The organism is Sulfurimonas sp. (assembly GCF_028713515.1).
Classification (GTDB): Bacteria; Campylobacterota; Campylobacteria; order Campylobacterales; family Sulfurimonadaceae; genus Sulfurimonas.
In genome coordinates this window covers 98,982-117,465 of the sequence record NZ_JAQTOD010000001.1, presented here as the reverse complement: position 1 = coordinate 117,465, position 18,484 = coordinate 98,982, and the positions used below count along the sequence as shown (strand labels likewise).

21 protein-coding genes are annotated in these 18,484 nt (G+C 32.9%); 6 read left to right on the top strand and 15 right to left on the bottom strand.

Going from position 1 to position 18,484, the window contains the following annotated elements; genetic code table 11:
* The first annotated feature begins 8 nt into the window (after positions 1-8).
* The 6 genes from mshL to PHV22_RS00635 are packed head-to-tail and all read left to right on the top strand — an operon-like array spanning position 9 to position 6,786.
* On the top strand, positions 9-1,613 hold the full coding sequence (mshL, locus tag PHV22_RS00660) for a pilus (MSHA type) biogenesis protein MshL (protein ID WP_299945105.1): 1,605 nt from the start codon (positions 9-11) through the stop codon (positions 1,611-1,613).
* Between the two features lie 2 nt (positions 1,614-1,615).
* Positions 1,616-2,431 carry an ATP-binding protein gene (locus PHV22_RS00655; protein WP_299945102.1) on the top strand — a complete coding sequence of 272 codons (816 nt, stop codon included), beginning with the start codon at positions 1,616-1,618 and terminating at the stop codon, positions 2,429-2,431.
* A complete protein-coding gene (locus PHV22_RS00650) occupies positions 2,424-3,260 on the top strand; it encodes a hypothetical protein (protein WP_299945099.1) in 837 nt (278 codons plus the stop codon). Before PHV22_RS00655 ends, PHV22_RS00650 begins: the two co-directional genes overlap by 8 nt.
* Complete coding sequence (locus tag PHV22_RS00645; protein WP_299945096.1) at positions 3,257-3,799, top strand: hypothetical protein; 543 nt, start codon at positions 3,257-3,259, stop codon at positions 3,797-3,799. Before PHV22_RS00650 ends, PHV22_RS00645 begins: the two co-directional genes overlap by 4 nt.
* A gap of 6 nt (positions 3,800-3,805) precedes the next feature.
* Positions 3,806-5,539, top strand: a complete 1,734-nt coding sequence (locus PHV22_RS00640; protein ID WP_299945093.1) for a GspE/PulE family protein — start codon at positions 3,806-3,808, stop codon at positions 5,537-5,539.
* On the top strand, positions 5,539-6,786 hold the full coding sequence (locus PHV22_RS00635; protein WP_299945090.1) for a type II secretion system F family protein: 1,248 nt from the start codon (positions 5,539-5,541) through the stop codon (positions 6,784-6,786). Before PHV22_RS00640 ends, PHV22_RS00635 begins: the two co-directional genes overlap by 1 nt.
* A gap of 52 nt (positions 6,787-6,838) precedes the next feature.
* On the opposite strand, the gene PHV22_RS00630 is transcribed toward PHV22_RS00635, so the two are convergent.
* The 15 genes from PHV22_RS00630 to atpD form a co-directional block, all read right to left on the bottom strand.
* Complete coding sequence (locus PHV22_RS00630) at positions 6,839-7,549, bottom strand: YebC/PmpR family DNA-binding transcriptional regulator (RefSeq protein WP_295020872.1); 711 nt, start codon at positions 7,547-7,549, stop codon at positions 6,839-6,841.
* Between the two features lie 74 nt (positions 7,550-7,623).
* On the bottom strand, positions 7,624-8,379 hold the full coding sequence (locus PHV22_RS00625) for an ATP-binding protein (RefSeq protein ID WP_295020871.1): 756 nt from the start codon (positions 8,377-8,379) through the stop codon (positions 7,624-7,626).
* Complete coding sequence (locus PHV22_RS00620) at positions 8,372-9,064, bottom strand: 5'-methylthioadenosine/adenosylhomocysteine nucleosidase (protein ID WP_295020870.1); 693 nt, start codon at positions 9,062-9,064, stop codon at positions 8,372-8,374. Before PHV22_RS00620 ends, PHV22_RS00625 begins: the two co-directional genes overlap by 8 nt.
* A gap of 9 nt (positions 9,065-9,073) precedes the next feature.
* Positions 9,074-9,793: a nitrilase-related carbon-nitrogen hydrolase gene (locus PHV22_RS00615; RefSeq protein WP_295020867.1), complete on the bottom strand. Its 720-nt coding sequence runs from the start codon at positions 9,791-9,793 to the stop codon at positions 9,074-9,076.
* The gene (fabD, locus tag PHV22_RS00610) at positions 9,794-10,732 is read right to left on the bottom strand and encodes an ACP S-malonyltransferase (RefSeq protein WP_295020865.1); all 939 of its coding nucleotides are present in this window, start codon (positions 10,730-10,732) and stop codon (positions 9,794-9,796) included.
* Between the two features lie 13 nt (positions 10,733-10,745).
* Entirely contained in the window at positions 10,746-11,531 is a 786-nt protein-coding gene (locus PHV22_RS00605; protein WP_295020863.1) for a Fis family transcriptional regulator, read from the bottom strand.
* Positions 11,485-11,997 carry a peptidylprolyl isomerase gene (locus tag PHV22_RS00600; protein ID WP_295020861.1) on the bottom strand — a complete coding sequence of 171 codons (513 nt, stop codon included), beginning with the start codon at positions 11,995-11,997 and terminating at the stop codon, positions 11,485-11,487. The genes PHV22_RS00605 and PHV22_RS00600 overlap by 47 nt, the downstream gene beginning before the upstream one ends.
* Positions 11,998-12,068: 71 nt before the next feature.
* Positions 12,069-13,010 carry a tetratricopeptide repeat protein gene (locus tag PHV22_RS00595; protein WP_295020859.1) on the bottom strand — a complete coding sequence of 314 codons (942 nt, stop codon included), beginning with the start codon at positions 13,008-13,010 and terminating at the stop codon, positions 12,069-12,071.
* A 3-nt stretch (positions 13,011-13,013) separates the two neighbouring features.
* Positions 13,014-13,607 (bottom strand): OmpA family protein, encoded by a 594-nt coding sequence (locus tag PHV22_RS00590; RefSeq protein ID WP_295020858.1) that lies wholly within the window; start codon positions 13,605-13,607, stop codon positions 13,014-13,016.
* 80 nt (positions 13,608-13,687) lie between these two features.
* Complete coding sequence (gene tolB, locus PHV22_RS00585; protein ID WP_295020856.1) at positions 13,688-14,938, bottom strand: Tol-Pal system protein TolB; 1,251 nt, start codon at positions 14,936-14,938, stop codon at positions 13,688-13,690.
* Positions 14,939-14,946: 8 nt separating this feature from the next.
* On the bottom strand, positions 14,947-15,714 hold the full coding sequence (locus tag PHV22_RS00580; protein WP_295020854.1) for a TonB C-terminal domain-containing protein: 768 nt from the start codon (positions 15,712-15,714) through the stop codon (positions 14,947-14,949).
* Complete coding sequence (locus PHV22_RS00575) at positions 15,707-16,099, bottom strand: biopolymer transporter ExbD (protein ID WP_295020852.1); 393 nt, start codon at positions 16,097-16,099, stop codon at positions 15,707-15,709. Before PHV22_RS00575 ends, PHV22_RS00580 begins: the two co-directional genes overlap by 8 nt.
* A gap of 2 nt (positions 16,100-16,101) precedes the next feature.
* The gene (locus PHV22_RS00570; RefSeq protein WP_295020850.1) at positions 16,102-16,668 is read right to left on the bottom strand and encodes a MotA/TolQ/ExbB proton channel family protein; all 567 of its coding nucleotides are present in this window, start codon (positions 16,666-16,668) and stop codon (positions 16,102-16,104) included.
* A gap of 3 nt (positions 16,669-16,671) precedes the next feature.
* On the bottom strand, positions 16,672-17,064 hold the full coding sequence (gene atpC / locus PHV22_RS00565; RefSeq protein ID WP_295020848.1) for an ATP synthase F1 subunit epsilon: 393 nt from the start codon (positions 17,062-17,064) through the stop codon (positions 16,672-16,674).
* Positions 17,065-17,080: 16 nt separating this feature from the next.
* A complete protein-coding gene (atpD, locus tag PHV22_RS00560) occupies positions 17,081-18,475 on the bottom strand; it encodes a F0F1 ATP synthase subunit beta (RefSeq protein WP_295020846.1) in 1,395 nt (464 codons plus the stop codon).
* Positions 18,476-18,484 lie beyond the last annotated feature (9 nt).

Below are 18,484 nucleotides of genomic sequence, written 5' to 3'. Positions count from 1 at the left end.
ATACATTCATGAAACTTATAAAAATATCACTATGTACAGCTCTTTTGGCTTCACTACTCTCCAGTAGTATTATGGCCGATTGTTCATATGAACTATTCAGCATTAGCTCCACAAAAAATACGAAGATTATAGATTTTGTAGAGCAATTAAGCGATGAGTGTGGATTTAGCATTATTGTAACTGATCCAAAAGCCCAAGAGTTTTTAGAGACAAAACTAAATAAAACAAATTTAAACAATCTTACAATAGATGAAGTCCTAAATATTGTCTTAAAAGAGAATAATTTGTCGTATACGATTGAAAACAATATATTGAAAATCTCTTATCTAACGACAAAGCTGTTTAGTATTGATTATATCTTATCACAAAGAAAAAGCACTGGAGCCACAGATGTAACTCTTTCTTCTGAGGGCGCTGGTGGCACTACTGGCACTACTGGGGCTGGTGGCACTACTGGCGCTACTGCCGGTGGCAACACTGGCACTGGTATCAATCGAGCAAAAAGTGGAAAGTCGGGCATAAAAATAGAGTCTGTAGATGAAGTTCATTTTTGGAAAGAGTTAGACTTAGAGTTTCAAAAAATCTTAAATAGACCTCAAGATATGTATCTAGCTGAAGCCCCAGTTATCAACAAAAACGCTGGAATCATAACAGTAACTGCAACATCTAAGCAGATAGAGAGATTTGAGAAATACTTAAAAGCTCTTCAGGATAAAGTAAAGCTAGAAGTACTTATAGATGTTCAGCTACTCTCTGTTACGCTAAGCGATGGTAAAACAACAGGGGTTGACTGGAGCCAACTTTTTGCGCTCGAAAATATAAATGTTAGTGTTGATAAAATATTTGCTAAAAATGTAAGTGAATTTAAAGATGGAAGAATCACAACTGGAACATATGGTGGTAGTAGTGATAATGCGCATCTTATCAACATTAACGCAAAAGGCACTTTGAATGAAGTTATTAAATTTTTAAAGACACAGGGTGAAGTAAACTCTATCTCAAATCCAAAAGTCTTAACACTTAACAACCAACCAGCTATAATATCAGCAGGAACCGAGTTCTTTTATAAAATACAAAGCTCAAGCACACTTGCTGGTGGAACGACAGGAACCACGAGTCAAGAAGATCAAGTTTTATCTGTTTTTGCTGGTGTTCTTCTAGATATAACACCAGAGATATCTGATGATAAAACAATAACACTAAAAATAAATCCATCATTATCAGAAACAGCTTCAGACATGACTCTTGTTGCTGGTGCAGAAAGAACTATGCCGCCTGACTTAAGACGAAGACAACTCTCATCTGTTGTTACAGTAAAAGATGGAAATAGAATTATTCTTGGTGGACTAATCAATACAAGCTACACAAATAATGTTATCAAGGTACCAATACTTGGCGATATTCCAATAATCAACTCTCTTTTTAAATATGAGAATAAACAAAAAGTTGTTCAAGAACTTATAATAGTAATAGAGCCTCATATCGTAAACAGAGATAAATCAAATCTTTCACTAGAGAGCTTAGGATATCAAAACTTCTCAGAAAAGATATTAAAAAGCGCGAAAGAAGCGACTGTTGGTCTAACGAGTGACTCAAATGACTCAAAAGAGTAAATTTGAGAACTGATATCTTTGAAAACTCTAAAAATGTTTTTTTGGATGCCGTAAACAGTAAAGATTTTATAAAGCTTGAAAGAGTCTCTATTATCTATCAATCTTTTAAAGAATCTTTAAAAAAACCAATAAAAATGATACTGCTTTATGGAAAGCCTGGAGCAGGCAAGAGCATGTTACTATCAAAACTCTACGATGACATCAAAGAATCTCAAAAAATATATCTCTACAAAACTCCAATATTAGACGAGAGTGAGTTTTTTAAAACAATAGCTCAAGACCTATATAATATGAAATATAATGATGAGCTAAATTTTACTCAATTTATGAAGGTGGTAGAAAATAGTGAACAAAAAGAGGTCACTATCCCCATCATAATGCTAGATGAAGCACAGCTATACTCTACGGCACTTATGGAAAAAATAAGGCTCCTATCGGATACAAGAAAAGTAAAATTTGTAATTGCTCTTCATAAAACAGAAAAAGAAGACCTGATAGCTAAAGAGCATTTTCAAACCAGAATATGGGAAAATATAAGACTGGATAATGCGTCCGCAAGTGAACTACAGCTATATATTCAAAAAAAACTTATGTTGGCAAACAATTTAGATATAGCGACAATGTTTACACAAAAAGCAGTAAATTTAATATATAAATTTACCAATGGTAATTACAGAGAGACAAATAAATTAATTTTTACAATATTTGAAATATACGCTTATTATGCGAGTAACGATCCATCAAGAATTGATTCAAAAGAGATATCTAAAAAAATTATTGAGATGTCAGCCATTCACATTGGATTATTAAATGCTTAATATAAATGATTTAGAAAACAGACATAAAAAATATAAACTAAAATTATATACACCTTACATAGTTATTTTCATTTTAGTTATCTTTATTTTACTGCTTGCATATTTTGTAATGATCAATATATACAGCAGTACACAAGCAGAGAAAATGTATGCCGAGCAGAACAAAACGGTAAGTAAAAATAGGCAAGAATATGGTGCTAATGTCTCAACTGTTATTCCAGCAACCGCTACAGAAGATAATGCAAGTGATAAAAACAGAAGCAACAAAGAAGGGCAAATTAACGAAATCTCTTCGAACAATAAAATAATTTTTACTCCTTCTTTTGAGTTTATAAAAAATATACAACTAAGTTCATCTAAAAGTAGCATTATAGACCCTCAAATTACGCGTGATAAAATATCATTGGTCGTTCCCGTGATTGCTCCAGTAAAAAAAGAAGAAATTACAGTAGATATCACTCCAGTTCAAAAAAAACAAACTACAAAAATTGAAAATAAAGCTTCCGAAAAAATAACAATCAACAAAGAAAACAGTGATATACAAGATGTAATAAAAAGATTCAATATAAATAAAAATCCAGCCTTGAGTCTATTTATTGCAAAAAAATATTATCAACTTGCTGATTATGAGCATTCATACAACTATGCACTCACCACAAATGGAATTGATAGCAATATTGATGAGAGTTGGATTATCTTTGCTAAATCACTAGTTAAATTAAATCAAAGAGAAAAAGCAATCCAAACACTAGAGCAGTATGTATCATCCACAAAATCGCAAAATGCAAAAATATTCCTAGATGATCTTAAATCAGGAAAATTCAAATGAAAATATTTATAATTTTATTAATTATAATTAACTCTTATGCATATGATATTAAAAAAAATATGTTGAATCTTTATGAAAATAGAAAATTTAAAGAAGTTTGTAATATTGGATTTAATAATTTTAATTCAAATGCAAACGATGAAGAGTATATATCCTTGTTTGCATTTGCATGTTTAAATGTTGACTACATTGATAGACTTCCAGTAGCTATTACAGCTCTTAGATCCTCCAAAGAGTCTCGCTCAAATGCCTCATATTTCTCTATTATATATATGCAAAAAAAACTTTTATATCATGCATTGCTTGATAACTATAATTTGAAGTCACTAAATCTGCCAACTACAGACCATGTGTTGTCTAAAGTTTTTGATCTATATGTTAAACTAGACAATAACAAGCAACAATACTATCTTCTAAAAGATGATAAAGATAATAGAGTTAGCTACAAGCTATACACCATAAAAGATAAATATATTGATAAAATAGTTATTGAAGAGTTATATGATTCTATAACAATAGCTCAACATATATACTGGTAGGAAAATATGGATAGAATTATTTCAGACTTACTAGCGAATGGCTCGATAATGAAGAGTCAGGTTGATAGATTAATTGCCAAAGGATTAGATAACAACTTAATCTTAAGAGACATTACAATTTCTGGTTTTATGACGATGGACAGACTTATTAGGTTCATTGTTGAGAAAATTTTAAGTGGTGAATACAACCTATCTATAATTGACAATTACGATTATATACATGAAAAAGATGTGTTGATTAAACTAGCTCACGAACAAAATCGCCCATTTTTAGACCTAGACTCTATAGACATGGACTACAGATTAACAGCAAATATATCATTAGCTCAACTCAAAAAATATAATGTCTTTCCAATATCTGAAAATGATTTAAACATAGTTATTGCTTTTAGTGACCCACTAGATTTAGAGGCACAAGATGCCATACAAAGACTTTTTCCAAGAAAACCTATAAAGATAGCAGTTGCAACAAAAAAACAGATAGCAGCTTATCTATTTAAGTTAGAACTAAAAGATAGTGTAAAGGGCTTAGTTAAAAAGATAAGGGATGAACTAAACTCTATAAGCTCGATTGAACAGCAGCAAGAAGCATCTTCTATACTTCTTCTTATTGATGTTATATTAAATGCCTGCATAAAAGGTCGAGCTAGTGATATTCATATTGAGCCAACTGAAAAAAACTGTGTAGTTAGAGCAAGAATAGATGGAAGGCTGGCTGAAATTTTTATATTTGAAAAAGATATTTATCCACCACTAGCCTCAAGATTAAAGTTGTTAGCAAACCTCGATATAGCAGAAAAAAGAAAACCTCAAGATGGAAGATTTTCAACGATGGTTGGAAACAGAGAGTATGATTTTCGTATCTCTACGCTTCCAACAATATATGGGGAGTCTATAGTCAACAGGGTCCTTGATAAAGAAAAGGCTCTAGTGCAACTAGAAGATGCAGGGATGGATGCTGTTAGCTATCAAAAGTTACTAAGAGCCCTCCATGTTCCTTATGGAATCATATTAGTTACTGGTCCAACAGGAAGTGGTAAAACAACAACTCTATACGGTGCCTTAAATGAGCTTAGAAATGTTGAGGATAAAGTAATTACAGTCGAAGATCCAGTCGAGTACAGAATGAATCTAATTCAACAAGTTCAGGTTAATCCTAAAGTGGGTCTAAGTTTTGCTGATGCACTAAGATCTATTCTAAGACAAGATCCAGATAAAATTATGATTGGAGAGATTCGAGATAAAGAGACACTAGAAATCGCAGTAAAAGCTGCACTTACTGGACATATGGTAATCTCAACTCTCCACACAAATGACTCAATCAGCGCTATTACTCGTATGGTTGATATGGGTATACCACACTATCTAATAAGTGGAGCACTTGTTGCAATTCAAGCACAAAGACTTGTAAGAAAAATATGCAAAAATTGTAAAACCGAAGAGAGAATATCAGCTACAACACTTGAAGAGCTACACCATATATTGCCAGAAAATAGCAGATTTTATGTTGGAAAGGGATGCAGAGAGTGTAACGAAACTGGGTACATGGGAAGAGAAATGATTTGTGAAGTTCTCGTAATTACTGATGATTTAAGATCACTAATTGCAAAAGGCGCGTCAATGGAAGCTTTGCGTACACAAGCAATTAAGGATGGCTTTGTTTGTTTGCTTGATAATGGTATAGATAAGGCTCTTGCTGGAATAACTAGCTTAGAGGAAATTTTAAAGGTGGCAAAATAATGAATTATTATATAGCAACTATACTCACAAAGGGTAAAAAAGAGGAATTTGGCATATATGCTGAAGATAGAAAACAGGCAAATGATAGTGCTAAACTAAAATATTCTGGAATTATAATAAAAGTAACAGAAGCAGAAGAACCCCTCGAAGTTAGATTTAAAAGATTTAAAACAAATCTGATGAGTAATGTAAAAAAGAAAAAAATAAAGCCAGATGCTTTAATTGCATCTATAAGACAACTTGCTGTTATGACTAATGCTGGAATTTCAATATATGAATCACTCAATGAAATTTCAAAATCAACAAACGATGAAAACTTAAAATTTATCTTCAATAAGCTAGCCGAGGATATAAATTCAGGTCAGTCACTCTCTAAATCAATGAGTAACTTTAGTTTTGAATTAGGAAATCTTACTATTGCCATGACTCAATTAGGTGAAAAGACAGGTAATCTAGATGATGCACTTTATTCACTAGCGAATATGCTAGAAGAGATTAGAGCCAACTTTATCAAATTTAAAAAAGCTATGGCATATCCTAGAAATGTAATGATAGCAATGGCGATTGCTTTTGTTATTTTGATCTCATATGTTGTTCCTAATTTTAAAACTATGTTTGAAAAACTTCATGCCGAGCTACCTCTACCAACAAAAATACTACTCTACCTTGAGCATCTTTTTAATAACTATGGACTTTATGTCTTGGCAATACTTTTTATATCATTTATGATATTTAGATATCTTATAAATAACTATACCAACATAAGATATGGATGGCACAAGCTGTTACTTAAGACATATTTAGTTAAAAATCTTATTATGTTCTCAACGCTCAGTCGTTTTACACTTGTATTTTCTGAGTTAATTAGAGCAGGTATTCCAATAGCTGAAGCTCTTGACACCTCTATATCGATGATTGACAATCTTCCACTAAAAACAAAATTACTATCCGTTAGAATGGCTGTCGAGAAAGGCTCGGCGCTAAACAAAGGACTTGAGGACACAAAACTTTTTGAAAATATGATAATCCAAATGGTTAGAGCTGGTGAAGATAGCGGTACGCTTGATGCAATGATAACCAAAGTAGCCGAGTATTTTAAAATGAGATTTGATGCCATAATAGATGGTTTATCTGAAGCGGTGGAGCCTATTATGCTTTTTATTATTGCTGGAATGGTTATTTTATTGGCACTTGGTATATTTTTACCTATGTGGGACATGGGCAAAGCCGTAAGTGGTGGGCATTAGAAAAACTCTACAAGAATCACAATAAAAGATTCTTGAGAGAGATTGCAGTCAATTATTCTATATTTGTATAAACTTTCTGAACATCATCATCGTCATCCAGCTTATCCATTATCTTGTCTATATCTGCTTGTTGTTGCTCGGTGATAGAAATTGGAGAATTTGGCATTCTCTCTAAGGTAGCCTTTAAAATCTCTATGCCCAAACTTTCAATTGCCGAGTTTAAAGCACCAAAACTAGTATAATCACCAGTTACAACAACTGTACCACTATCTTCTTCTATCTCTTCCAATCCAGCATCAATAAGCTCAAGCTCAAGCTCTTCTAGGTTCATCCCATCTTCAAGAGCAAACTCTATTAATGTTTTTCTGTCAAACATAAACTCTAAAGAGCCTTTTGTCAGCATCTCTCCACCATGTTTTGTAAGTATATTTTTAACATTTGCTACAGTTCTTGTGTTATTATCCGTCATACATTCTATAAAAAACTGCACTCCATGTGGAGCTTTTCCCTCAAAATTTACCTCTAACATGCTAGCTGTATCTTTTGCTAATGCCCTTTTTATAGCTGCGTCAATATTATCTTTTGGCATATTTTCAGCTTTTGCATTTAGTACAGCAGTGCGAAGTCTAGAGTTTGTGTCAGGATCTGTGCCACCATCTTTGGCTGCCATAGTGATTATTTTTCCCAATTTTGGAAACAACTTTGACATTGCTCCCCATCTTTTTAGTTTTGATGCTTTTCTGTATTCAAAGGCTCTGCCCATTATCTTTCCTTGTTGGTTAAATATGCTTGATAAAAATTTGAAATGTATAATATCATAAGTAATTTACGATGGATTTAAACATTGAATTTCTCTGCGTCAAAAAAACTCTCGTATGATATATTTTTGAATGCAGAATTTAGACTAGTAAATAGAGCTGGGAACTCTCTCTCCATCTTTGCTAACATAACTTTTGTGTTTGCTCTGGCGTGAGGCATTTTAACATCAAACCTCATCGAAGGACAAGCTTCATCGCCAATTGTAGAGATCTCATTATCAAGCACAAATGCAGATAGCTGTCGCTCTCTCATCTGAATCAACGGACGAATCACAATTAAGCCATTTTCTGCTCTATATTTTGGTGCTAATGAGCGCATTTGACCATTATATATAAAATTCATAAAAAAACTCTCTGCCGCATCATCCATATGGTGGCCAAGAGCTACTTTATTGCAACCATATTTTTGGGCAACGCTGTACAAAGAGCCTCTTCTCATGCGAGAGAAAAAACTACAAAATGATGAATTTTTTCTAATTTTTTCTTCTGCAAGGCTATAAATATCAGTATCATGGATTATATGCTCAATGTCATATTCTCTGCAATGAGCGGCGAGTTTATCAAAGTTTTCATCCATACCATAACCCACAGTTACAGCAATAAACTCAAATTTAAAAGGTGCTCTTTTTTGTTGCTCTTTCATAGCGTGAATCATAGTTAGTGAATCTTTTCCACCACTAAGCCCAACTAAAATTTTATCACCCTCTTCTATTAGATTAAACTCGGCATTAGTTTTGCCAAGCTTACTCATGATTTTTTTAGATATTTTAATCAATAAGTTTATCTACCATTTTCATTATAAATTCAGCACTCTCATTAGCGCTTGTCTCTAAAAACTCATCAAAACTAAAACTCGCATCCATATCAGCAGCATCACTAATAGCGCGAAGTATAAAAAATGGCACATTTAGCGCATCGCAAACCACAGCAACACTGGCACCCTCCATCTCAAGAGCATCAGCATTAAATGTTTTTCCTATCCAGTTTTTTCTCTCTTCATTTGCAACAAACTGATCGCCTGTTGCAATAATGCCCTCTTTAACTGTCTTTCCAATTTCAGAAGCTACAGCTTTACTTATCTCAATCATTTTTCTATCTGCCTCAACATAAACCGAACCCTCAGGAACATATCCATAAGGATGGCCAAATGCCGTTATGTCTAGGTCATGTTGAGAGAGTTTTGATGCAACAATAAGATCTCCAACTTTTAACTCAGAAGATATAGCTCCAGCAACACCAGAAAAAAGCATTACACTTATACCAAAATGCTCAATCATCGTTGTGGCAGTAAGAGTCGAGAAAACTTTTCCGATTTTTGAATACGCTACAACCAAATCAACACCTTTGTATGATGCTTCATAATATTTGTTACCAGCATACTCTATTGTTTTGTATGTTTCTAGTCTCTTGAGTATTGGAGCTATCTCTTCTGGCATTGCGCCCATTATTGCTATTTTCATTTTTTATTCCTATATATTAAATGTTTTTGTACTTTTTTCATAGCGAGGCAACTTATACATAATATTTGAGTTTTCATCAATCACACAACTTCCGCCCCAAAAACCAAGTCCATCTTCAAACCCAACTCTGTTGACAAATATAAGTTTTGCACTACATTTTTTTGCAACTTTTTTTATAATATCATACCATTTGTCTTCTATCTCAAGTCTACTATCACTAAAACCTCTCGCAGGCGAAGCAGCAAGAACAATAATGTAGTCTGGGTTTTGTTTAACCAAATCCTCATGAACAGCCTCATGCCATAAATCTTCACAAACGAGCATAGATATCTTTCCAAACCTACTTATGAGACTATCAAAATACTCACCAGCTTTAAAATATCTAGCTTCTTCGAACATCCCATAATTAGGCAGATGTACTTTATTGTGTTTTGCTAAAAGTTCTCCATTTGAAAAATAAAGAGCGCTATTAGAGATAGTTTCATCGCGATTTTTTATTGCAGCGCCAACAACTATATCTATTGTCAAACTAGCTTTTTTAAATGCATCAAACTCGTCTAAGCGCCACGCTTCATCATGTAATCCATCCTGCAACATATATCCATTTAATGATAATTCTGGAAACACAATAAGATCACTTTTATCTTTATATTGCTCGATCAGCGCAACACTCTCTTCGTAATTAATACGACTAAGTTTCGGCATAGTTTGAGCGATTGTAACTCTCATTTAGCTATTTATTATCTTAATTACCTCAGACATAGAAGAGGTATCAAATACATTCAGTGTCTCTAAATCTTTGGCAATTTTTTTATTTAATCCCTTAAGGGTTGTGCCATTTCCAAACTCTATAGCAATGTCTATCTTGTCTGAAATAGCTTGGATTGACTGTTTGTATTTAACTGGTTTTACCAACTGCTCAGTTAAAAGCTCAACTGCTTCATCTTTAGTACTGTATGGTTTTGTAGTAACATTTGAGATAATAGGAGCTTCAAAACTATCCTCAATCATACTTTCCATCAAACTATTTAAAGGAATTTTAGCGGCTGCGAGCAAGTTGCAGTGACTAGCAACAGACATATTTAAAAGCATTGCTCTTTTTGCTCCTGCATCTTTAAATGTTTGTTCTAATGATATCAAATCAGCCTTCATGCCAGCCACAACCAACTGCCCATCTTGATTATAATTTGCTGGCCAAACTTTTTTATCATCAGCTTGAGCATCTAAACATATCTTTTCAACTATCTCATCATCAAGTCCTAAAAGCACCATCATTCCAGCTTCAATATCACTACATGCATCCTGCATCAGCTGTCCGCGTCTATGAACCAACTCTATCGCATCAACATAATCAATAGCGCCACTAGCACAAAGAGCCGAAAATTCGCCCAATGAATGACCTAAGAAAAATTCCACCTTAATATCTGGACAGAGATCCCTAAATAGTCTATAAGCAACCATTTGAGTCAAAAGAATTGCTGGCTGAGTATATTGTGTTTGGTTTATAAGTTCATTTTCGTTAAATATTAACTCTTCAAAATTTATGCCAACTCTTTTTCCAGCTTTCTCAAACATCTCTTTAGCTATGGCCGAGTTATCGTAAAAATCTTTCCCCATCCCAATCGCTTGACTACCTTGTCCTGCAAATATTGCTGTTATCTTTTTCATTTGTCTCCTTTTTTTATAGATACTTACCATTTTCAATAATTTTTTTTCTAAGCGTATTTCTATTTAACCCAAGTTTGCTTGAGAGCTGAAGTTGGGATTTAAATCTCTCTAACCCAGCTTTTATCAAAGGAACTTCATAAATATGCAAAAATTTTTCATAATCGTTATTTGAGCCAAGTTTATCAGCTAAATAATTTTGCATAATATTGATAATCTCACTCTCTTTTATGTTTTGCAGTAAGCAACTAATCATAACTTGTCGTCTCAATGAATCTGCATTTTTACTCAAATCAGGTTTAAAATTTTTCCTATCAAAATCCTCATTTAAAGAAAAAAGCTCCTCTGCTTCTTTTGCAAATTTATTTATCAACGGTTCAACATCCTCTTCTCTTTGCATGAGAGGCGGAATATTGAATTTAACACTAAAAATATCATCTATATACTCATGATAAAATGAGCTTTTTGCAGTAGCAACAACTTTAATATTTTTGCCAATAATCATCTCTAGGATTTTTTTTATATTTGGTGAATTCTCTAAATTGGTAATGATAATTCTTTCAACACTCTCAAGTTCTATTAAAAGTTCATCATGCTTAGATGCGTCAAAGGTATGTGCATCTGGAAAAATATAGCATGCTAAACTTTTTTTTCCAACACCAGACTCTCCAGTTATGAGGGAACTAATATTTAACGGCTTTAAAAGAGTAGCTGTTTTAAATACCTCTTTAGAGGTATCTGACAAAGCTATAAAATTAGTTACATCCACAGCCACCGCCGCCAGTACCACAATGACCTTCATGTTCATTTTCGGCAGGAATACCAGTCATTAGCTCTTGTGTAGATGCCTCTCTTATATTATTTATAGAGACAACAAAAACTAAATTTTTACCAGCCAATGGATGATTAAAGTCAATTATTACATTCTCTTCACCTATCTCCTTAACAATAACTTGAACAGTTTCACCCTCTTCACCTTGGCCATAAAGGGTCATTCCTATCTCAAGATCAATTCCTGCAAATTGATCTTTTGGAACCTCTTGAATTGCGTCATCATTATATTCACCATAAGCATCAGCTGCATTAACCTTAATTTCAGCCTTGTCACCTATTAACATATTTTTTATGCCCTCTTCTAGTCCTGGTATTATTTGACCTTTACCAAACATAAACACTAAAGGCTCATCACCAACATTGCTATCAACAACACTTTTTCCATCACTAACTTCATACTCTATTGATACAATTTGATTTGTTTTAATTGCCATCTTAACACCTTGTTTAATTTTTTATGGATTTTATCGAAATAACATTAATTACCAATGAATCAATATTATTTCTACTTAAGAGAACTCAACTTTTTTTGTGCTATTTTAGCTGAATCACTATTTGGGTATTTGGAAACTATGGCATTATAAAAAATTTTTGCATTTTTTTTATCACCTAGCTCCCACATAGATATAGCTGTATGCAACATCAACACAGGCATATACTGAGCATTGTCATCAAGTGTAGCGCTTTTTTTATAGTAAGATAGAGCTTCAGTATAATTCTTACTACTATAGTTTACTTCACCAGCCATATAATGAACTGTAGCAGGTTTATAATTTTTAGAAATTAGATATTCATATTGCTCAAGTGATTGTGAATAAAGTTTTTTATCATACAACTCTTTTGCTTTTTTATAAATATCTGGGTTTGATAAACTTTCCAGCCTACTCTTTTTCGGCTTTTCTTCGCCTCTAAACTCTTTTGCTACTAAATCTTTAAATTCGTTTATATCTTTAATTAAAACATTAAACTCATCTTTACTAACGAAGGTAGCATTTATTTTGTCAACTATTTTTGAGACTTCAACTATAAGTAAATTTAATTTTTCTATATTTTCTGTATTTGTTGCAATTAGCTTACTATTGGACTGGTTTACATTTATTAATCTTTGACTAAATTCAATATTGCTATTATGCTCAAAAAGCAACTTATCATCCATTGTTTTTAGTTTAAGCTTGTCATCTCTGAGTGTAAGATTTATATTTTCAATAATTGACTGCAATCCATCAATCCTATCTCTAATTGATTCAACTTCATTTGCTTGATTATTGCTTTTTACGACTACTGTTTGGAGTTTTTTATTATTTTCTAAAATTATTTTCTCGCCTGAAGTTAGACCATAAGGGGTTGGATTACTTAAATCTCCGGCTCCGAACGCGGAAGGTTCAGAGCTTAAAAGATAAGATGGAGCAGATATTAAAAAAAATATTGCTAATATATTTAATTTCATAGATTACGGAAGAAGTTTAAAGTCAACTTTACGATTTTTAGCCCAACACTCTTTTGTTTTTTCTGTACACACAGGATTGCTCTCTCCGTAACTAATCATAGATATTCTCTTCTCGTCAACCCCTTCTGCAACTAATCCTTTTTTTACTGCATCTGCTCTTTTTAATCCTAATGCAATATTATATTCATCACTACCAAACTCATCACAATTACCTTCTAATTTTAATGAGAATTTACTAGCTGTACCATTAAGAATAGAAGCACTTGCATTGATTTTAGTCTTGCCTTCTGCATCGATGTTAAATTTGTCAAAAGCAAAATATACTATTGCTAAATCTTTCTCTAAAGCAGATATGCCATTTGAATCTGATTTTAATTCTCCAGCAGAGTTAGATGCTGAATCTTTCATGTCAGATGCTGATGGTTGATTCGAAGAAACTGATTCACTATTTGAAACAATATTTTCTGTTGGTTTTTTAGCGACATCCTCTTTTACTACAGCAGCGCTACTATCTTCTTTTGGTGATGGACTTTTATCTGCACATCCAGTCAGTAATGATAGTGCAACTAATGCACCAAAAATTTTATACTTTCTCATCTTCTATCCTTAGTTTTAATTTGCGTGATTATACTCTTAAAATAATTAACAATCAACAACTAGCAATCAGAAATTTAACACTACCAATCCATTGATTGAATTTTTCCATCTTTAAGTGGAAAAAGAAAGTTTGTGTCATGATTTATTCTGATTACACCAATAGAACTCTGACCTTGAAAATTTCTTATAAAAATAATAGCGTCGCCATCAACTGAAAATCTAGGGAACTCATTAACGCCGACACTAGTCAATCTTTTAGCAAGATCTGAATCTGTTGATGCAAGATATAGATTAAATGTATTGTCTAAAAATTCTGATGAGCTCTCTCTTGCTTTATATACTATGTATTTATTAAAAACGCTACATGCAGAATTGCTTTTTCCTTTAAATATCACTTGTTCTGCACCATTTAAATTATTTTTTTTATAAAAAATATTAGGATAGCCCAATCTATCAGAAACAAAAACAATACCATCTGCTCCAACAAACTGCCCGCCAACATCAATTCCTTTATATTTTGTCAATCTATCTAATTTTTTACTTTCAACTCCATATAAATAAATATCAGGTTGACCATCTTGTGCCATAGTAAGCAGTAGTTTTTTTCCATCTTCACTAACATCAGAACAAACCATCATTCCATCTGATGAAATAACTGCCCTGCTCTTTCCGGTGGTCATCTCAACATATTTTAGCGTTGGCTTGTTCTCATTTAATGAACTAAAATAAAATGATGTCTGCTCTTTGTTCGCCCACTTTGGAAAAAGATTTAATCCACCACTTACAACAACTTGCCGATATGTAAGAGTATAATCTGCTATAAAAATTTCACTTTTTTTAGGAGCAGTCATTTTGGCAAAAATAACTTTTCTTTTAATCCACTCAACGGATGGTTGATTTAAGAATTTATTTATATCGTACGCCATGGAGTGTATAACAAAAATGTATGTTTTTATATTTTTTGCACTGTAATTTTTAATAAAAACTGCACCATTTTTACTAAGTAACTTCATCTCTACATTGAGCGTGCCATTACTGCTTATACTTGTTTTATATCTTACAACATAGTTTACATTTTTATTTTCTACTAAAACAGAACTTGCATCATAACTATTCTTGTGATGGCTGTTGTCTACATTAAAAATAGATAAAACATTCATATCTGCTACAATAGATTTAAAATACATTGTTTTAAACATTTCGTCGCTACCTTCAGATGAATCCTCAATTGCTAAAGAAGGCAATAAATCCGTTTTTTTAATTACCTCAATTGTTGCATCAGTAGAATAAAGCAGTGAAATCAGAACGAAAAGTATCAGTATAACTCTCAAAAGAACCTCTATTCAGATATTAAAATTATTGTATATATACCAGATTTATTGTCTGGATTTTCTGGAAACACAACATTAGCTAATCTATTTTTTATTTTATCACACTCACTGTTTAGCTCAGCATTTGAAGAGTAAGAAATAATTCTAAAATCTAAAACTTTACCAATTTGATTTAATTCAACAATAGCTTTTACTCTCTTACCTTGAGAATTTTTAGGTGGATTAAAATGTTGATAAACAATAGCTTGAATTTTAGCTAGATATTCATTTACTTCTGGGGCAGAACTAGTTGATTTTTGATTTTTATTTTCAGCTTTTATTGTTTTTATTTTTTCTGATATTGAGTCGGTTTTATTTTCAATTGATGGGTTGATTTTTTTTTCAATTTCTAAATTTTTCTTTTGTATTGGCTCTTTTTTCTCTTCATATTTTTGAATTTTTTTTGTTTTAACATCACTAAACAGATCATTCACATCAAACTTCTCTTTTTTAACTTCATTATTATTTTTTTCTTCAATACTATTTTTTGCAACTTCTTCTTTTGGCTTTATTTCACTCTTTTCTACAATTTCTTCTTTTTCTGCGACTTCTTCTTTTTTTACATTATTATCTGTTGATGTCTCCATCGATATAGATATATACTCATTTTTAGTTAGAGCAAAAATTTCTACTTTACTAGATTGATTAACGGCTACAAGAAAAAATAAAATGGAAATAAAAAAAAGCAGTAGTGACAAAACACCACTTGCGTAAAAATAAAAGCTCTCTCTATCCATTGGTGGCAAGTGAAACTTCGTGAAAACCTGCCTGTTTTACAGCAGATAGTATCAGCATTACAGTGCCGTAGTCTAGATTTTTATCTGCACTTATCAAAACAGCTGCTTTTTTATCAAATTTTGATGCATATAGTGAAAAATTATCTATAAATGAATTTAGTAAAAAAATATCTTTATTAATTGTTAACTTCTTATTTTTATCAATAACTAAATGGATTGGTGGGATATTGGATAATTTTGTTGTTTTGGAACTTTGTGGAAGGTTTATCTTTTCCTCATAAACTAAAGTTGGTGCAACAACCATCATTATTGCAAGTAGCACCAACATAACATCAACTAGAGGGGTAATATTTAAATCAGGTTTACTATCCCAATTATATTTCACAATTAAATCTTTCTAGCTAATATAACATCACTTTGCATCTGCAAAACATTAATAATATCAAATGATTTTCTACTTAGAATTTGATGATATGTATATGCAAAAATTGCTACAAATATTCCAGATGCCGTTGCTACAAGAGCATCAGAAACTCCAGCCGCAACAACGGACATTCCTCCACTTGCATCACCTATATGGCTAAATGTTCCAAGGATAGAAACAACTGTACCAAATAGACCAATAAAAGGTGTTGTAGAAGAGAAAATTGATAAAATTGATAATCCCTTGGTGGCTTGGCTTGTCGCGGCTGATATACCTAAATCAAGTATTTCTCTACCTATTTGTGAGTTATTTTTAATAAAATTATTTAAAAATGATTGTGAGCCAACAGTGGATGATCCCAACAGAAGATTCTCAAGGGAGCTATTTTCAATTTCAATCCAATTGCTCAGGGATAAATATCTATAAAAAAAAATCCAGTTTAGCACTATAAAGTACAGTGCTAAAAGAATCATAACACCTATTGTTACTGAATTACTTTTTATATAAAAATCAATTATTGTGTTATACATAAATTACATTAAACTTTTTGCTGCTGATTCTAATTTAGCGGAAACAGTTGCTATTGCAGGATTGTTATCTTTGATAGAATCAATAAGTGCTTTTGCGTCATCAAGTGCTTTTGCAATATCGCTCTCATTTTCACCACGAATTGCGACCGCACCCTCAACTAAAACAACAACTTTAGTTTCATCAACTTGAACAAGACCCCAATTAATCAAAACAGATTCTGTTTTTTTATCTTCTTTTTCTATATCAATAACTCCAGCTTCTAGTAGTGTAGTCAATGAAGCATGGTGTGCAAGGACACCAAACTCCCCCTCTTTACCGGGAAGAGTTACGCTAATCACTTCACCACTAAAAACTATACCATTAGGAGTTAGAATTTCAAGTTTTAACTTATCCATTTTAGTCCTTTATGAATTACTTCATTTTTTGAGCTTTTTCAATTGCCTCATCAATATTTCCAACCATATAGAACGCACCTTCTGGCATATGGTCATAATCACCATGAATAATACCCTTGAAACCTTTGATTGTATCAGCTAAAGATACATATTTTCCTGGTGAACCAGTAAATACTTCTGCAACAAAGAATGGTTGAGACAAGAACTTCTCAATCTTACGAGCTCGCTCAACAACATTTTTGTCCTCTTCTGAAAGTTCATCCATACCAAGAATTGCAATAATATCTTGTAAGTCTTTATACTTTTGAAGTGTTTGTTGAACACCACGAGCAACATTATAATGCTCTTCTCCCAAAATCTGTGGATCAAGTAGTCTTGAAGATGAATCAAGTGGATCAACAGCAGGGTAAATACCCTTCTCGGCAATTTTACGGTTAAGTACCGTAGTCGCATCTAAGTGAGCAAAAACTGAAGCAGGAGCCGGGTCAGTCAAGTCATCCGCAGGAACATATACAGCTTGAACAGATGTAATTGAACCGTTTTTAGTAGATGTAATACGATCTTGTAATGCACCCATTTCACGAGCCAGTGTAGGTTGGTAACCAACAGCTGATGGGATACGACCAAGAAGTGCCGACATCTCTGAACCTGATTGAGCAAAACGGAAGATATTATCAACGAACATCAATACATCAAGACCTTTTTCATCTCTAAAGTATTCAGCCATTGTAAGACCAGTTAATGCAATACGGTTACGAGCTCCTGGAGGCTCGCTCATCTGACCATAGCACAGTGCAACTTTATCAAGTACATTGGAATCTTTCATTTCATGATAAAGGTCGTTACCTTCACGTGTTCTCTCACCAACACCAGCAAACACAGAGAGACCATCATGACCCATTGCAACGTTGTGAATAAGCTCCATGATAATAACTGTTTTACCAACACCAGCACCACCAAATAATCCAACTTTACCACCTTTAGAATACGGCGCAAGCAAGTCAACAACTTTGATACCTGTTTCAAACATTTCAGTAGCAGTAGATTGATCTATTAATGCTGGTGGAGCACGGTGAATTGACCATGTTGGAACATCAGTAACCTGCTCACCACCATCAATAGTCTCTCCAATTACATTAAAAATACGACCTAGTACTTTTTCTCCAACAGGAACCTTTATAGGGGAACCAGTAGCAACTGCATCCATTCCACGAACTAAGCCTTCACTCATATCCATAGCAATTGTTCTTACACGGCCATCACCTAGATGAGCCGCAACTTCTAGTACCAATCTATTGATTGTACCTTCTAAATTTACTTTAACTTCAATTGCTTCATTGATTATCGGCAGATAACCATCAAAATCAACATCAACAACTGGACCCATAACCTGGCTAATTTTACCAATCATATTCTTCTC

Coding starts and splice junctions, on each gene's coding strand:
- mshL (WP_299945105.1), top strand. CDS start 9: ATGAAACTTATAAAAATATCACTATGTACAGCTCTTTTGGCTTCACTA.
- fabD (WP_295020865.1), bottom strand. CDS start 10,732: ATGAAAAAGATAACAGCAATATTTGCAGGACAAGGTAGTCAAGCGATT.
- PHV22_RS00590 (WP_295020858.1), bottom strand. CDS start 13,607: ATGAGAAAGTATAAAATTTTTGGTGCATTAGTTGCACTATCATTACTG.
- atpC (WP_295020848.1), bottom strand. CDS start 17,064: ATGGATAAGTTAAAACTTGAAATTCTAACTCCTAATGGTATAGTTTTT.
- PHV22_RS00605 (WP_295020863.1), bottom strand. CDS start 11,531: ATGAAGGTCATTGTGGTACTGGCGGCGGTGGCTGTGGATGTAACTAAT.
- PHV22_RS00635 (WP_299945090.1), top strand. CDS start 5,539: ATGAATTATTATATAGCAACTATACTCACAAAGGGTAAAAAAGAGGAA.
- PHV22_RS00645 (WP_299945096.1), top strand. CDS start 3,257: ATGAAAATATTTATAATTTTATTAATTATAATTAACTCTTATGCATAT.
- PHV22_RS00595 (WP_295020859.1), bottom strand. CDS start 13,010: ATGAAATTAAATATATTAGCAATATTTTTTTTAATATCTGCTCCATCT.
- PHV22_RS00615 (WP_295020867.1), bottom strand. CDS start 9,793: ATGAGAGTTACAATCGCTCAAACTATGCCGAAACTTAGTCGTATTAAT.
- PHV22_RS00600 (WP_295020861.1), bottom strand. CDS start 11,997: ATGGCAATTAAAACAAATCAAATTGTATCAATAGAGTATGAAGTTAGT.
- PHV22_RS00570 (WP_295020850.1), bottom strand. CDS start 16,668: ATGTATAACACAATAATTGATTTTTATATAAAAAGTAATTCAGTAACA.
- PHV22_RS00580 (WP_295020854.1), bottom strand. CDS start 15,714: ATGGATAGAGAGAGCTTTTATTTTTACGCAAGTGGTGTTTTGTCACTA.
- atpD (WP_295020846.1), bottom strand. CDS start 18,475: ATGATTGGTAAAATTAGCCAGGTTATGGGTCCAGTTGTTGATGTTGAT.
- PHV22_RS00620 (WP_295020870.1), bottom strand. CDS start 9,064: ATGAAAATAGCAATAATGGGCGCAATGCCAGAAGAGATAGCTCCAATA.
- PHV22_RS00650 (WP_299945099.1), top strand. CDS start 2,424: ATGCTTAATATAAATGATTTAGAAAACAGACATAAAAAATATAAACTA.
- PHV22_RS00630 (WP_295020872.1), bottom strand. CDS start 7,549: ATGGGCAGAGCCTTTGAATACAGAAAAGCATCAAAACTAAAAAGATGG.
- PHV22_RS00640 (WP_299945093.1), top strand. CDS start 3,806: ATGGATAGAATTATTTCAGACTTACTAGCGAATGGCTCGATAATGAAG.